12 protein-coding genes are annotated in these 14,680 nt (G+C 41.0%); 9 read left to right on the forward strand and 3 right to left on the reverse strand.

Annotated elements, in window-relative coordinates; genetic code table 11:
* Nucleotides 1-37: 37 nt before the first annotated feature.
* The 3 genes from HLH16_RS06505 to HLH16_RS06515 form a co-directional block, all read right to left on the reverse strand.
* The gene (locus tag HLH16_RS06505) at nt 38-1,093 is read right to left on the reverse strand and encodes an ABC transporter substrate-binding protein (RefSeq protein WP_171528721.1); all 1,056 of its coding nucleotides are present in this window, start codon (nt 1,091-1,093) and stop codon (nt 38-40) included.
* 261 nt (nt 1,094-1,354) lie between these two features.
* Nucleotides 1,355-2,548 carry an LLM class flavin-dependent oxidoreductase gene (locus HLH16_RS06510; protein ID WP_171528722.1) on the reverse strand — a complete coding sequence of 398 codons (1,194 nt, stop codon included), beginning with the start codon at nt 2,546-2,548 and terminating at the stop codon, nt 1,355-1,357.
* A 15-nt stretch (nt 2,549-2,563) separates the two neighbouring features.
* Nucleotides 2,564-4,861 (reverse strand): TonB-dependent receptor, encoded by a 2,298-nt coding sequence (locus HLH16_RS06515; protein WP_171528723.1) that lies wholly within the window; start codon nt 4,859-4,861, stop codon nt 2,564-2,566.
* 498 nt (nt 4,862-5,359) lie between these two features.
* Here HLH16_RS06515 and HLH16_RS06520 point away from each other — a divergent pair, with 498 nt between their 5' ends.
* From HLH16_RS06520 to HLH16_RS06560, 9 genes are all read left to right on the forward strand, one after another.
* Nucleotides 5,360-5,587 (forward strand): VF530 family DNA-binding protein, encoded by a 228-nt coding sequence (locus HLH16_RS06520; RefSeq protein ID WP_171528724.1) that lies wholly within the window; start codon nt 5,360-5,362, stop codon nt 5,585-5,587.
* A gap of 585 nt (nt 5,588-6,172) precedes the next feature.
* A complete protein-coding gene (ribBA, locus tag HLH16_RS06525; protein ID WP_171528725.1) occupies nt 6,173-7,294 on the forward strand; it encodes a bifunctional 3,4-dihydroxy-2-butanone-4-phosphate synthase/GTP cyclohydrolase II in 1,122 nt (373 codons plus the stop codon).
* Between the two features lie 11 nt (nt 7,295-7,305).
* On the forward strand, nt 7,306-7,776 hold the full coding sequence (ribH, locus tag HLH16_RS06530) for a 6,7-dimethyl-8-ribityllumazine synthase (protein WP_004649641.1): 471 nt from the start codon (nt 7,306-7,308) through the stop codon (nt 7,774-7,776).
* A gap of 4 nt (nt 7,777-7,780) precedes the next feature.
* Nucleotides 7,781-8,230, forward strand: a complete 450-nt coding sequence (gene nusB, locus HLH16_RS06535) for a transcription antitermination factor NusB (protein WP_131290429.1) — start codon at nt 7,781-7,783, stop codon at nt 8,228-8,230.
* 20 nt (nt 8,231-8,250) lie between these two features.
* Nucleotides 8,251-9,183 carry a thiamine-phosphate kinase gene (gene thiL, locus HLH16_RS06540; protein ID WP_171528726.1) on the forward strand — a complete coding sequence of 311 codons (933 nt, stop codon included), beginning with the start codon at nt 8,251-8,253 and terminating at the stop codon, nt 9,181-9,183.
* A 22-nt stretch (nt 9,184-9,205) separates the two neighbouring features.
* On the forward strand, nt 9,206-9,682 hold the full coding sequence (locus HLH16_RS06545) for a phosphatidylglycerophosphatase A family protein (RefSeq protein ID WP_171528792.1): 477 nt from the start codon (nt 9,206-9,208) through the stop codon (nt 9,680-9,682).
* An 18-nt stretch (nt 9,683-9,700) separates the two neighbouring features.
* Nucleotides 9,701-11,065, forward strand: coding sequence for a bifunctional UDP-N-acetylglucosamine diphosphorylase/glucosamine-1-phosphate N-acetyltransferase GlmU (gene glmU / locus HLH16_RS06550; RefSeq protein WP_171528727.1), 1,365 nt, complete (start codon nt 9,701-9,703; stop codon nt 11,063-11,065).
* Between the two features lie 12 nt (nt 11,066-11,077).
* The gene (gene glmS / locus HLH16_RS06555) at nt 11,078-12,916 is read left to right on the forward strand and encodes a glutamine--fructose-6-phosphate transaminase (isomerizing) (protein WP_171528728.1); all 1,839 of its coding nucleotides are present in this window, start codon (nt 11,078-11,080) and stop codon (nt 12,914-12,916) included.
* A 332-nt stretch (nt 12,917-13,248) separates the two neighbouring features.
* A complete protein-coding gene (locus HLH16_RS06560) occupies nt 13,249-14,619 on the forward strand; it encodes a phosphohexomutase domain-containing protein (RefSeq protein WP_171528729.1) in 1,371 nt (456 codons plus the stop codon).
* Nucleotides 14,620-14,680 lie beyond the last annotated feature (61 nt).

Raw genomic sequence — 14,680 nt, forward strand, 5'->3', positions numbered from 1 at the left:
ATTGTTCTCTTAAAAATTGAAATGTATGGTGAAAGATTTAAGATGCTTTCTTTTGGCGGCGCTGCAGCAAAGCTTGTAAAGGGCGTGCATCGATCCAAGCATCGATATCCACATCATGTTCAAGGAAACCGTGTAGCCACAAAAAATCTTTTTGCTGTTTTAAAAGATCAATGCGCGCTGGATTTAAAGAAGGGTGCAAACCTAAATGGAAATTATTGCGGTAGGCTGTTGCCACACTTTCAGCCCCAGCAATCGTTTCACTTTGCAGAATTTTCAACACTTCATTTAAATGATCTTTTGCCCAATCCGCGGTATCAAATAATTCTTCAAGAAAATCTACTACCAGATCAAAATGTTGTTCTAAAAGATCTTCATGGACTGTGATCGGGCGCGGTGTGCCATTGTTGATACGGGAAGTAACATCTTGAAACTGGTCAAGATCAATGCCAACCACTAAGCCACGTTTTGTTGCAGCTTCAACAGCAGATGCTCCTTTGACATAAACAGCATCTACTTCATGTGTAAGCAATGCATCTAAACCAGACCAGAAAGTGCTGGCATCACGCCCTTCTGAGACTTGCTGATCTTTGTTTAAACCACGTTCAGCAGTTTCCACGAATTCAACATCTTTAAATTGCAGGCCCGCCAATTGCAAAGCCCCGCGGATGCCTTGCAAAGACATTGCGCGGAAAATACTGCCAGCACGCTGTTCTGCATATGCAGGCAATGCAATACGTTTACCTTTAAGGTCTTCAGGATTTTTAATGTCAGAATCAGGACGTACAATAATGACCTGCCATTCATCTATCCACGTTAAGCCAATCAAACGGCTCGGTGCACCTTCCGCACGAGCTGCCAATGCAGGAACATTGCCACCTTCGCGGAACAAAGCTGCTAGCTGATGGTCATAATGATGAACTGACAATTCTTTTTTAGAATCTTGTAGTGTAAAAACTTCAATGTTTTGCTTAGCAAATTTTTTTGCCAAGGTTCCGCGTTTAATTGCAATCCCTGTGGCTGTAGGCACTGGACATCGTGTGACCCAGATATTATTCAGCTTATGAGATTGTGCTTCTTGCTCGGATGTGGACATCGCAATCACCTGTTGTTATCGTGACAAAAGTTATGCCTTTTCTTCGCAAGTTGCGTGCCATTATTTTATATATTAAAATTCAACAACTTATAATTAATAAACAAATTCAACTGTATGTTTTAAATCACTTTTCTTAGGTGATTGTTGCTTTTTAAACACCTCATTCAGCAAATAACGATTGATTCACAATTTTTGAAAGATATAAATAAAAACAGCCAATATCTGAATATTGGCTGTTCAATAGATGAAGGTTTAGAGCGTTTATGCGACTTGATCAGTTGAAATCAAAGTTGTACGCTTCAGCTTTTCACGCTGCTCTCTGAAGTATGGCAATATGTGCTCACCCAAACGGTAATTCTCTTCTAAATGTGGATATCCTGCCAAGAAGAATAAATCAACGCCTATGCTTTGATATTCTTCAATACTCTGAATGATTTGTTTATAGCTTCCAACCAATGCTACTCCGGGCGGAATGCCGATATAGCCAAATCCGGACCATACATTGTCATGAATAAAGAAATCATGTACAGATTTTGATCCAGCTTTATCTTGATATTCTTTTTCAAAACTTAAGACACGTGCAGAACGTAAACCTTTATGTGCTGCACCAACATTCAGCCGTTGCTTTTCCGCCGCTTCATCCAAAAAACGCTGTGCCACAGCGAGGGCTTCCTCTTTAGTAGCACGTGCAATCGTATCTACTGATAAACCAAATTTAATTTCAGTGCGACCATGGCGGATAGCGCGCTCCCGTACATCCGCAATCAACTTCTGAATTTCTTCCGGTTTCTCTGCACGCATTAAATAGTAATCTGCATGTTTAGCTGCAAATTCACGCGCAGCCTCTGATGAGCCTGCGGTACAGATAATTGGCAATTCCGCTTTATTAAGCGGATACTTTAAACCACCGCCTTCTGCCTGATAATATTTTCCTTGATAATGGAAATTTTCATTGTACCAATAACCTTTAACTACATCTAGAAATTCAGTAGCACGCGCATAGCGATCATCATGCTGAATCACATCTCCAACCTGACGCTGAATGACTTCTGAACCGCCATTAATGATATTCCACACTAAACGGTTTCCAGTTGCACGCTGATAAGTTGCAGCACTTTGGACTGCGTTATATGGACTAAAATGATAGGGCTGAAATGCTGCCACAAAATTTAATTTTTTTGTTTCACGTGCCAATAGCGAGCAAACTGTCCAAGGTTCTTCTCCAGATGGAGAATTGACCATAAGTACGCCAGAGAAGCCATTAATTTCTGCTGACCGAGCTACTTGACTTAAATAGTCGATATAACTGAAATCATCGCCTATATTAAAGCTGGATACAGCGCCAGTATTATCCTGACCTTCAACTTTACTCCAGTCTCCACGATTTCGCGGATCGCCCGGCAAAAATTCAGTTTCACCATGCAAAGGTAAACGGGTAAAAAATTCAATACTCATATATTTCCCACTATTTTAGAATTTAACAGTTACAGAAGCGCCAATTTGACGCGGTGCACCAAAAGTGCGGACATACTGGCCAACAGCGCCATTCGGGCGTCCGTGAGTTTGATATTCTTCATCCAGTAAATTTTTTACATAACCATTAATTTGGTATTTGTTATTTGCTGATTGATAGCCAACATTTACATTCCATAAGGTGTATGGTTTTTGGCTTAAGTACGGATCAACAGTATGATCTTGACGGTTTACCAGGAAATATTCTCGGTCACGATAGCTAGCATCGGTGCCCAGAACAATTCTTGCACCATCATTAAGATTAAATGTATACGAACCACCAACACCTAATGTGTATTTTGGAGAACGGACCAAGCTATTTCCTGTATTATCCGCACTCACAGCACCTGTTATTGGGTTGCGGTCTACAAAATCCGTATATTCACTATCTAAGTAGGCTGCAGCTAAACGCAAACGAAGATTATCTGTAGCTAAATAATCCAATTCCAATTCAGCACCTTTGACTTCCGCTTTCGGACCATTGGTTAATACTGAGGTAACCCCGCCGCCTTCACCTTGAACATTCACCAGCAGATTGGTTTGAATGTCTTGATAGTCATAATAAAATACGTTGGCATTAGCAATTAAATCACCATCAAGCAACTGCGATTTAATCCCCAATTCATAGCTGTCTAAATATTCAGGATCAATCGTTGAAAGCTGAGATAGCCTGCCGGAAATACCCGTATTGAATCCGCCAGACCGGAAACCGTGCGCATATTTAAAATATGTCTTCACGTCTTCGTTGATTTGATATTCTGGTGTAATGTCATAGGTGAACTCTTTCCAAGTTTTTTTGCGGTTTTCTGTCCCGTTTGCCCCTGCTGCTGCAACAAGACTAATATTGTCATATCCTTCTTTCGTCCACCATGCACCTGATGACGTATCCGCCGTTTGATATTGCAGCAAATCAAGCGCTAAATCTTTCTTTTCCCATGTCCAGCGTAAGCCCCCAGTTAAACTAAAAGCATCCGTAAATCTGTAAGTTGAGTTTCCAAAAAAAGCAAAGCTTTGATTGCCTTGATCAACAGTGACTTGCCTAAACGCTGGATTAGTTGCTGTTTGGTTCGATGCGCCATTTGGCAGCAGCTTATTTACACGCGCAGATACGCCATTCGCGTTTAAATCTTCATCAAAGTAATGCGCGCCAGCAATCCAGCTGAATGGCTTTCTTGCATCCGAAGCTAGACGGATTTCTTGTGTAAACTGCTTCCATTCATTATTTGCATAACTGCGGGACACATCATAAGGTGTACTGTCGCCATCTGTGAATGACTGCTGCTTAGTTTGATCAATCGCTGAAATTGACGTGAAATTTAAATTACCAATTTTGCTGTTCAGCGTTAATGATGCACCGTCATTGTCAATTTTTCCGCTTTCATTCAAATCAACATTTGCATCACGACTATCAGGAGCATCATATATACCCCAATATTTGCCTACAGCAAGAGATCCATTACTTCCATTACCATTATAAGTTCGGCTATGTAATTTTAATAAAGCCTCAGTATTGTCGGTCACTTTAGCCAAAACTTGCAGACGGTATGATTTTTTATCTACATCACCATAGCTTTTTCCAGTTGCAATATTTTCAGCGAAGCCATCACGGTCCTCAGAGTAAAATGCGCCGCGAATTGCGACATTATCTGATAGTTTGGCATTTGCTGCACCTTCAAAAGTATGCAGATTATATTCACCTGAACCAAAAGTGACATAACCATTTGGATCATCATTAAAATTAGGTTTTTTAGAAATAAAGTTAACAGCACCGGCTGTTGTATTCTTGCCGTATAGTGTTCCTTGAGGACCACGCAGTACTTCAATACGCTCCAAATCGAATAAATCTCCACCGCCTGCAACAGGCGAATTGGAATAAACACCATCAGCATAAATACCGACTGGATACACTGTTGATGCAGCAACATCTCCTGTGCCTAAACCACGGATATACCAACGTGGCCGGCTGTCACCATCTGTATTTTGTGCTTTTGCATTGGGGGCAAATGTTAAGACATCACCAATAAAGGTTTGCCCCTTGGCCGCAATATCTTTACCAGAAACAGCTGTAATTGCTGACGGAACATCTTGTATATTTTGCTTTTTATATTGCGCGGTGACGACCACATCTGCCAAACGCTTTACATCTTCAGTCCCTTTAGCTGTCTGACTTTCTGCAAATACATATGCTGGTACAGAGCCTGCTGTAAAAAACGTGGCTGTTAAAATGCCAATTTTAATTTGGTTAAACTTAAACATGAAAAGACTCTTTGAAAATTTATCAACGGTCTTTGCAAACGATATGCCATATTTTTTTTATATATTTTACAATAATTTATAAATTAAACATTGGTTTTAGCATGTATGAAAAACAACATATTTTTTTTAAGGTGTTGAAAAAAAAACACTATAAAAGATATCGTAATCTAGCAAAAATCAGATTAGCTCAACGAAGTTTCAGTATTTATTTTTCTACAAATAGATATAACATATCTCGCGCTTATATAACTGATGTTACGCACTGAATTTTAAAAAGTCCTATAATTGATGGTATGAATAAGATCTGTTAGACCTCTATACCGACTATTTGATTTGTTCCACTGAACAAACAACAGCAACACAATTATCTCGTATGCTTTATGATGACGTTAGTCACGATCAAGTGACTCTTTTTTATCAAATCAATCATTTACAAGCAAAGATTTATGGAAGCTCGTTAAACCTACGTTGAGGCAAGTAGAATCTGACGAGGGTGTTTTGATTTTTGGATGGTGTTTCAAAAAGTATGCTGACATTTTGGATGAATTATTGGATTACTACGGTGGCTTTGAAGGTTTAAGTCGTAAAATTGAAATTAGATGTTTTTGCATAGACCCAAGTGTTAAATCATCATTGCGATTCTTGCGTACCACACCATGGGCACGTGAAAAAGTAGAAAGCTTATATTTGTACGTCTTACGCCAAAAGGCAAAACAGAAACCGTAGCCCCAGGCAACACCCCTCTCATTATAAAATTATACCAGTCAGTAAAACACCTTTAGATTAAGCATGTGTATGTTGGTTATTATTGTTGATTATCACAATAAATTAGTGACCAAAAATCAAAGTACCCCACCCTACCTTAAATTACACCACACAAAATAAAAACTCTATATAACTGTTATATATAGAGTTTATTAAGGTACCAATTATGTTGTTTAGTGTATTTTATGTCGGTGACTCTTGCCAAGGTTGGGGTCGGGAGTTCGAGTCTCCTTTCCCGCTCCAGATTCAAAAAAGCCCTCATCGAAAGATGGGGGCTTTTTTTATGCAATAGCACTTTAAAATCCAATCAATCATCAATATTCTGCATAAGCTTGTCGTTATTTATGTATTTCAACTGCTTAAAGATTGGGCATAATCACGGCTTTTAAAAATAAAGTCCTCTTTTCAAGCATTCCACGACTGTGTATAACAATGGACAGTTTAGGGAAATCAATAAGCATAGGCAAATGACGTCAAAACACGTTAGACTATGCAGCAATCAATGCAAGCAAAATGTCATTTGAGACAAAAAGAAGGTGAAGGTTGATGCCGCTCAATACTGTTGAAGAGCTCGTAGCAGATATCCGTGCAGGAAAAATGGTCATCCTGATGGATGATGAAGATCGTGAAAATGAAGGTGATTTAGTCATTGCTGCGACACACGTGCGTCCAGAAGATATCAACTTTATGATCACGCATGCGCGTGGTTTAGTTTGCTTAACGCTGAGTCGCGACCGTTGCCAGCAACTCAATCTACCTTTAATGGTGGATGCTAATGGTGCACAACACGGTACCAACTTCACCTTGTCGATTGAAGCAGCACAAGGTATTTCAACAGGTATTTCTCCTGCTGAACGTGCACACACGATTCAAACTGCGGTTGCAGCACATGCAAAACCGGCAGACATCGTACAACCGGGACATATTTTTCCATTGATGGCGCAGCCAGGTGGCGTATTGCACCGTGCCGGTCATACTGAAGCAGGTTGCGATCTTGCTCGCTTAGCAGGTCTTGAGCCAGCATCTGTCATTTGTGAAATTATTAATGAAGATGGCAGCATGGCACGCCGTCCAGACCTTGAAGTTTTCGCAGAAAAACATGGTTTGAAAATGGGTACCATTGCCGATCTGATTCATTACCGCATGACCAATGAACAAACGGTTGAGCGTATTGACCAACAAAGCATTGATACAGAATACGGTACATTTGATTTATATCGTTACCGCGAAATTGGTAACCCAGACGTTCATTTAGCTTTAGTGAAAGGTCAACCGAAAGACGGCGTGACCACTGTTCGTGTACATGGTTTTAATCCAGCACGTGACTTACTTAAACTGAATAAACAAGATGGCGAACCGGCATGGAACTTAGACCGTGCATTAAAAGAAATTGCGAACAGTGATCGTGGTGTCTTGGTCTGGATTGGTCAACGCCACTTACAAGATTTAGGTCCTGCACTGGACAACTTGACTGTGCCAAAACCAACAAAATCCAATGCTGCGCTTTCACAGCAATATCAAACGATTGGTGTCGGCGCACAAATTTTACGTGATTTGGGCATTGAAAAAATGAAGTTGCTGAGCTCTCCATTACGTTTTAATGCACTATCAGGCTTTAACTTAGAAGTGGTTGAATATATCACCGCACAACAAACAACAGAGAAATAATCGAGGTAGCTATGGCAGTTCGCCGTATTGAAGGTATGTTACATCTCGCGAGCGAAGGCCGTTACGCGATTTTAGTGGGTCGCTTTAATAGCTTTGTAGTTGAACATTTGCTAGAAGGTGCAATTGATACGTTGAAACGTCATGGCGTATCAGAGGATAATATCACTGTTGTTCACGCACCTGGCGCTTGGGAACTTCCTGTCGTTGCAAAAAAACTTGCCGCTTCAGATCGTTTTGATGCGATCATTGCACTTGGCGCCGTGATTCGTGGTAGCACGCCTCACTTTGACTTTGTTGCTGGTGAATGTGCCAAAGGTTTAGGCGTTGTTGGTCTGGACACTGGCTTACCAGTGATCAACGGTGTATTAACTACGGATAGTATTGAACAAGCGATTGAACGCTCTGGAACAAAAGCAGGTAATAAAGGTGGCGAAGCTGCCCTTACTGCGATTGAAATGGTTAACTTGTTAAAGGCTATTTAACGCTATGTCGCAAACACTTCAAGCAACTTATGCAGCGAAACGTAAAGCACGTCGCTTTGCTGTACAAGGAATTTATGAATGGCAGATGAGCCACAATCCAGTGCATGAGATTGAAGCACGTACGCGTGTGGAAAATGCCATGCACAAAGTGGATCTCGGCTATTATCATGAATTGTTGACTCAAGTGGTTGCCAATCATGAAGCATTGGATGCGCTCTTAATCCCTGTGCTTGACCGCGAAGTTAGCGCCCTTGATGGCGTTGAACTTGCAACCCTTCGTCTGGGCGCCTATGAATTGAAAGATCATCTTGAAATTCCATATCGCGTGGTTCTAGATGAATCGATTGAGCTTGCTAAACACTTTGGTGGTGCAGACAGCCATAAATACATCAATGGTGTATTGGACCGTTTAGCAACCAGCTTACGTGCAGCAGAAAAGCAACAAGCCGACTAATTTTTCAGTAGATTTGTTGTATGGCTGAGTTTTCGATCATTGACACCTATTTCAATCATCAGACTGTTACATCTACCGATGTCAATTCTGTCGATTTAGGTGTTGGTGACGACTCAGCCTTGCTCACCCCTCCACCCAACCAGCAACTGGTCATCTGTGCCGACACTTTGGTTGCCGGTCGACATTTTCCTCTAGATACTTCTCCCCATGCCATTGGCTGGAAATCTGTTGCTGTTAATTTATCTGATATTGCCGCAATGGGTGCCAAACCGCAGAGTATTTTATTGGCATTGAGCCTACCCCAAATTGATCATGACTGGCTGAAAGGCTTTAGTCAGGGTTTATATGATTGTTGCGATCAATTTGGGGTCAGTTTAATTGGTGGTGATACTACTCAAAGCCCTCATCTGACCATTTCAGTCACTGCCCTCGGCTGGATTGAAACAGGTCAAGCCGTGACACGTTCTGGTGCTCAAGTGGGTGACTTTATTTGTGTCAGTGGAACCGTTGGCGATGCAGCTTTTGGTCTAGCTCATTTAGGTCATCCATTACAAAAACGTCTGGATTACCCTACCCCACGTTGTCAGCTCGGACAACAGTTAAAAGGCTTAGCCTCGAGCATGATTGATGTATCTGATGGCTTAGCCCAAGACCTAGGACATATCCTCAAAGCATCACATGTCGGTGCAACTTTGGATTTAGACCAACTACCGATTGATGCCGCTTTAAAAAAATTACAACAAGAAAAGCAATGGCAATACGCACTCGCGGGTGGCGACGACTACGAATTATGCTTTACAATCAGTCCGCAAAATTATGAAAAACTTTTGCAACAACAATTAGATGTCAAAATTAGTAAAATCGGACAAATTACCCAAAATTTGGGATTAAATTTTTTACATAATGGATTAATGTCATCCATTCAATTTCAGGGATATCAGCATTTTGCATAAGCCTGCCATTCAGTTTAAAACCATGTCTGCATACGACCGCTTTATTGTATTTTGCGGCGTAGGCTTTGGCTCGGGTCTTGCCCCAAAAGCTCCAGGCACCTTTGGTTCGGCATTTGCATTGCTTTTTATTCCGTTATGGCTTGCATTGGGCTTTTTCAACTCCATATTAGCCATCGCAGTCATGTCCATGATTGGCATCTATATTTGTGGTCATACTGCAAAAGTCATGGGTGTGCATGATGATGGCCGTATTGTCTGGGATGAATTTGCAGGTCAGTCCATCAGTTTTTTGCCTTTAATCTATTTAGGCAACATGAATTGGCTGTGGGCACTCATTGGTTTTGGCTTATTCCGATTATTCGATATCTGGAAGCCTTGGCCGATTCGTGTCATTGACCGCCAAGTAGGTGGTGGCTTCGGCATAATGCTCGATGACATCATTGCCGGTATTTGGGCTGCACTTTGCATCTGTGCTTATTTCTATTTCGTTGCTGTATAAATACACTCAGGATTTAAAATGTCGACTAGCGTTATTATTCTTGCTGCCGGTAAAGGAACACGTATGCGCTCCAGCCTGCCTAAAGTGCTACAACCTTTAGCAGGACGCCCGCTACTCGGTCATGTTATTGAAACTGCTAAAAAACTCAACGCAGCAAATATCATTACCATTTATGGTCATGGTGGCGATCAAGTACAACAAGCTTTCGCACAAGAAAATGTGCAATGGGTTGAACAAGCGGAACAGCTTGGTACCGGTCACGCCGTAAAAGTAACACTCCCTGTACTTCCTACTGAAGGTGTATCTCTTATCCTCTCAGGTGACGTACCGTGTGTGACTCAAGAGACATTACAACATCTACTTGATGCTGCAGCAAAAACAGGCATTGGCATTGTGACTTTAACTGTTGACGATGCAACAGGTTATGGTCGTATTGTTCGTGAAAATGGTCAAATTCAAGCCATTGTTGAACATAAAGATGCCACCGAAGAGCAACGTAAAATTAAAGAATTTAATACCGGCATTTACTGTGTCAGCAATGCCAAATTGCATCAATGGTTACCCAAGCTTTCGAATGAAAATGCGCAAGGTGAGTATTACCTGACTGACATTATTGCCATGGCGATTGTAGATGGCTTGGAAGTTGCTTCTGTTGAACCAGAACTTGCTTTTGAAGTTGAAGGGGTTAATGACCGTGTTCAACTGGCAGCATTGGAACGTGAATTCCAAAACCACCAAGCAAAAAAATTAATGCAGCAAGGCGTGCATTTAATCGACCCTGCTCGTTTTGATCTACGTGGCAACTTAAACGTTGGTCAAGATGTTCGTATTGATATCAATGTGATTATTGAAGGTGATTGCGAATTCGGTGACAACGTTGAAATTGGCGCAGGCTGTGTGATTAAAAATACTGTGATTGCATCAGGCACCAAAGTACAGCCTTATAGCATTTTTGACAATGCTGTGATTGGATCAGATGCGCAAATTGGTCCATTTGCACGATTACGTCCGGGTGCAAAATTGGCAAATGATGTGCATATCGGCAACTTTGTTGAAGTTAAAAATTCAAGCATTGGTCTAGGGTCTAAAGCCAACCACTTCACTTATTTGGGTGATGCTGAAGTCGGTGCAGGTTCAAATATTGGTGCGGGCACCATTACCTGTAACTATGACGGTGCAAATAAATATAAAACCATTATTGGCGATGCAGCTTTTATTGGTTCAAACAGCTCACTGGTTGCCCCTGTAAGCATTGGCAATGGTGCAACCATTGGTGCAGGCTCGGTGATTACCCGTGATGTTGCCGAGAATAGCTTGGCTTTCGAACGTTCAAAACAAGTGGCTAAAGAAAACTATCAACGCCCCCAAAAGCTGAAAAAATAAGAGGATTTAAATATGTGCGGAATTGTCGGTGGCGTTGCTGAACGTAACATTAGCAATATTTTAATTGAAGGCTTAAAACGCCTGGAATACCGTGGCTATGATTCAGCCGGTCTAGCCCTGATTAATGGCGGCCATGTACTGCGTGAACGCCGTGTTGGTAAAGTCGTCAACCTGGAACAGGCCGTAGCAGAAGCTGATCTCCAAGGTTCACTCGGTATTGCGCATACGCGTTGGGCAACCCACGGTAAACCGACTGAAAATAATGCTCATCCACATATTTCAGGTACAGTGGCTGTGGTTCATAACGGCATTATCGAGAACTATCAAGAACTCAAAGATGATCTTGAAGCACTCGGTTATGTATTTACTTCACAAACAGATACCGAAGTTGTTGCACATTTAGTGAATGATGCATTGAAATCGACTTCTAGCCTTTTAACAGCCGTTCAACAAGTTGTTCCACAATTGAAAGGTGCTTATGCACTGGGTATCGTACATACCGATCATCCTGATGAACTCATTACTGTTCGTGAAGGTTCACCTTTAGTCATTGGTGTAGGGATTGGCGAAAACTTTATCAGTTCGGATCAATTGGCTTTACTTCCAATTACCAACCGCTTTATTTACCTTGAAGAAGGTGATATTGCACGTTTAACCCGTAACAGCATTGAAGTCTTTGTAAATGGTCAATTGGTTGAGCGTCCTGTTAAAGAATTAGATGCGACTGTGAGCAATTCATCGAAAGGTGAATACAAACACTACATGCTCAAAGAAATTTACGAGCAACCAGAAGCGATTCAACAAACTATTTCCCAAGCGTTAAACGGAAATGTTTTACGTGAAGATTTCTTAAAAGATGCTGTGGTTGATTTTGAAAAAATTCAACAAGTACAAATCATTGCCTGTGGTACAAGTTACCATGCGGGCATGATTGCAAAATACTGGTTCGAACAACTGATTGATTTACCGTGCCAGGTTGAAATTGCCAGTGAATTCCGCTATCGCACACCCGTGATTGTCAATAACACACTGTATGTGTGTATTTCTCAATCAGGTGAAACGGCTGATACTTTAGCTGCGCTTCGTGACACACAAAAACGTGCTGCTGCAAAAAATTTAAACATTGCAACCCTGACCATTTGTAATGTCGCAACATCTTCAATGGTTCGTGAAACCAACCATAGTTTACTCACTTTGGCTGGGCCAGAAATTGGGGTTGCATCAACCAAAGCTTTCACCACGCAACTCGCAGCCCTTATGCTGTTGGTTTTAAAAATTGGTCAAGTGAAGCAAAGTATTACTGCTGAAAAAACTGCCGCGATCATTACTGATTTATGGCATACACCAAAAGTAATTTTAGATACCCTGCAAAAAGATAAAGATATTTTGCGTTTATCTGAACTCTTTGTAGAGAAACAACACTGCCTCTTCCTCGGGCGTGGGACAAACTTCCCTATTGCGCTAGAAGGGGCTTTGAAACTAAAAGAAATTTCATACATCCACGCTGAAGGCTATGCTGCAGGCGAGCTCAAACATGGTCCATTGGCATTGGTGGATAATGACATGCCGGTAGTGATTCTTGCCCCTCAAGATGACATGCTGGACAAACTCAAATCCAATATGGAAGAAGTGCAAGCCCGCGGCGGTGAATTATTTGTATTTGCCGATGAGAATAGCGGCATTAAAGAAAAAGATCGTCAACATATCGTTTATATTCCCCATGTGAGTGCGCTACTTGCACCAATTGTTTATAGCATCCCTGTGCAACTGCTGTCATACCACGTTGCAGTACTGCGTGGCACCGATGTCGATCAGCCACGTAACTTGGCGAAATCAGTCACCGTAGAATAAGCGAAACATAGAGGCTGGTGAAAACTGTTTTTGAGTAATAAAGTTCAATACTGAGTAATAAACAATAATACTTAGTAACAAAGTTTCATATCGAATTCCAAAAAAAAGAAAATATATTCATTATTTTCAGTATATTGGAATTTTGGTATGAAACTTTTTTTTATTTTAATAGGGTTATGCTTACATCAATTTTTTGCATAGTATGATACTTTAATAAGCATCATTTAAATTTAATATCAATAAAATAAATGACTTATACATAACAGAGTATGATACTTTATTGCTTTCATATAAAAACCGGCCTTTTCTTTGCAAAGAGAAGAGAAAATAGTATGACGCAACTGACTTGTTTTAAAGCTTATGATATCCGGGGTAAATTAGGTACTGAACTGAATGAGGACATTGCCTATAAAGTTGGTCGTGCTTATGGTCAGATTTATCAACCTAAAACAGTTGTCGTTGGTTGTGATATCCGTCTAAGCAGTGAAAGTCTTAAACAGGCCACGATTAAAGGTTTAAATGATGCTGGGGTTAATGTTTTAGATTTAGGCATGACCGGCACAGAAGAAGTCTATTTCGGTGCCTTCCATTTAGATGTACAAGGCGGTATCGAAATTACTGCGAGTCACAATCCGATGGACTATAATGGGATGAAATTAGTTCGTGAGAACTCACGTCCAATTAGTGCAGATACCGGTTTGAAAGAAATTCAGGCTTTGGCTGAAACAGGTGAATTTACTGAAGTTGCACTAAAAGGCACAACGCAAAGCTACAATATTCTGCCTGAATTTATTGAACACTTAATGACTTACATTGATATTTCAAAAATTCGTCCAATGAAATTGGTGGTGAATGCCGGCAATGGTGCAGCAGGTCATGTCGTTGATGCGATTGAAGATAAATTCCTATCGCTAAATGTACCGATTGAATTTATCAAAATTCATCATGACGCAGATGGGACTTTCCCAAATGGTATCCCTAACCCATTACTGGTCGAAAACCGTGATAGCACCCGTGATGCAGTTATTCAGCATCAAGCAGATATGGGGATTGCCTGGGATGGTGACTTTGACCGTTGTTTCCTCTTCGATGAGAAAGGTCAATTCATTGAAGGCTATTATATCGTGGGTCTGCTTGCACAAGCCTTCTTACTGAAACAATCTGGTGAAAAGATCGTTCATGACCCTCGCCTTGTTTGGAATACCCTAGATGTTGTCGAGCAATATCAAGGTGTTGCTGTACAATCAAAATCAGGTCATGCGTTCATTAAAGATGTGATGCGCGAACACAATGCGGTTTACGGTGGTGAGATGAGTGCGCACCATTATTTCCGTGATTTTGCTTATTGCGATAGTGGCATGATTCCATGGTTATTGGCGGTTGTCGTTTTATCTGAAACCAAACAATCATTATCAAGCCTCGTCGAAGAGATGATTGCGAAATTCCCATGTTCGGGTGAAATCAACTTTAAAGTGATTAATACTCAAACCACGATTCAAAAGATTTTCGATCACTATGCCGATCAAAAACCTGTGATTGATTACACGGATGGGGTGAGTTTAGATTTTGATGTATGGCGTTTGAACGTACGTGCATCCAACACCGAACCCCTATTGCGTTTAAATATTGAAAGCCGTCGAGATCAAAATCCAAAAAGCATCCAGACATATGTGGATGAAGTGACACAATTGATCGAAGGCTAAAACCCTCAATCAATCAAAAAAGGAGCTTTTATCAAGCTCCTTTTTTCATCCTATGAATGAC

The sequence above is a fragment of the Acinetobacter sp. ANC 5378 genome (assembly GCF_013004315.1).
Taxonomy (GTDB): Bacteria; Pseudomonadota; Gammaproteobacteria; order Pseudomonadales; family Moraxellaceae; genus Acinetobacter.

Excerpts from the sequence above, each read along its gene's own strand:
- HLH16_RS06505 (WP_171528721.1), bottom strand. The coding sequence starts at position 1,093 with ATGTCCACATCCGAGCAAGAAGCACAATCTCATAAGCTGAATAATATC.
- HLH16_RS06510 (WP_171528722.1), bottom strand. The coding sequence starts at position 2,548 with ATGAGTATTGAATTTTTTACCCGTTTACCTTTGCATGGTGAAACTGAA.
- HLH16_RS06515 (WP_171528723.1), bottom strand. The coding sequence starts at position 4,861 with ATGTTTAAGTTTAACCAAATTAAAATTGGCATTTTAACAGCCACGTTT.
- ribBA (WP_171528725.1), top strand. The coding sequence starts at position 6,173 with ATGCCGCTCAATACTGTTGAAGAGCTCGTAGCAGATATCCGTGCAGGA.
- ribH (WP_004649641.1), top strand. The coding sequence starts at position 7,306 with ATGGCAGTTCGCCGTATTGAAGGTATGTTACATCTCGCGAGCGAAGGC.
- nusB (WP_131290429.1), top strand. The coding sequence starts at position 7,781 with ATGTCGCAAACACTTCAAGCAACTTATGCAGCGAAACGTAAAGCACGT.
- thiL (WP_171528726.1), top strand. The coding sequence starts at position 8,251 with ATGGCTGAGTTTTCGATCATTGACACCTATTTCAATCATCAGACTGTT.
- HLH16_RS06545 (WP_171528792.1), top strand. The coding sequence starts at position 9,206 with ATGTCTGCATACGACCGCTTTATTGTATTTTGCGGCGTAGGCTTTGGC.
- glmU (WP_171528727.1), top strand. The coding sequence starts at position 9,701 with ATGTCGACTAGCGTTATTATTCTTGCTGCCGGTAAAGGAACACGTATG.
- glmS (WP_171528728.1), top strand. The coding sequence starts at position 11,078 with ATGTGCGGAATTGTCGGTGGCGTTGCTGAACGTAACATTAGCAATATT.
- HLH16_RS06560 (WP_171528729.1), top strand. The coding sequence starts at position 13,249 with ATGACGCAACTGACTTGTTTTAAAGCTTATGATATCCGGGGTAAATTA.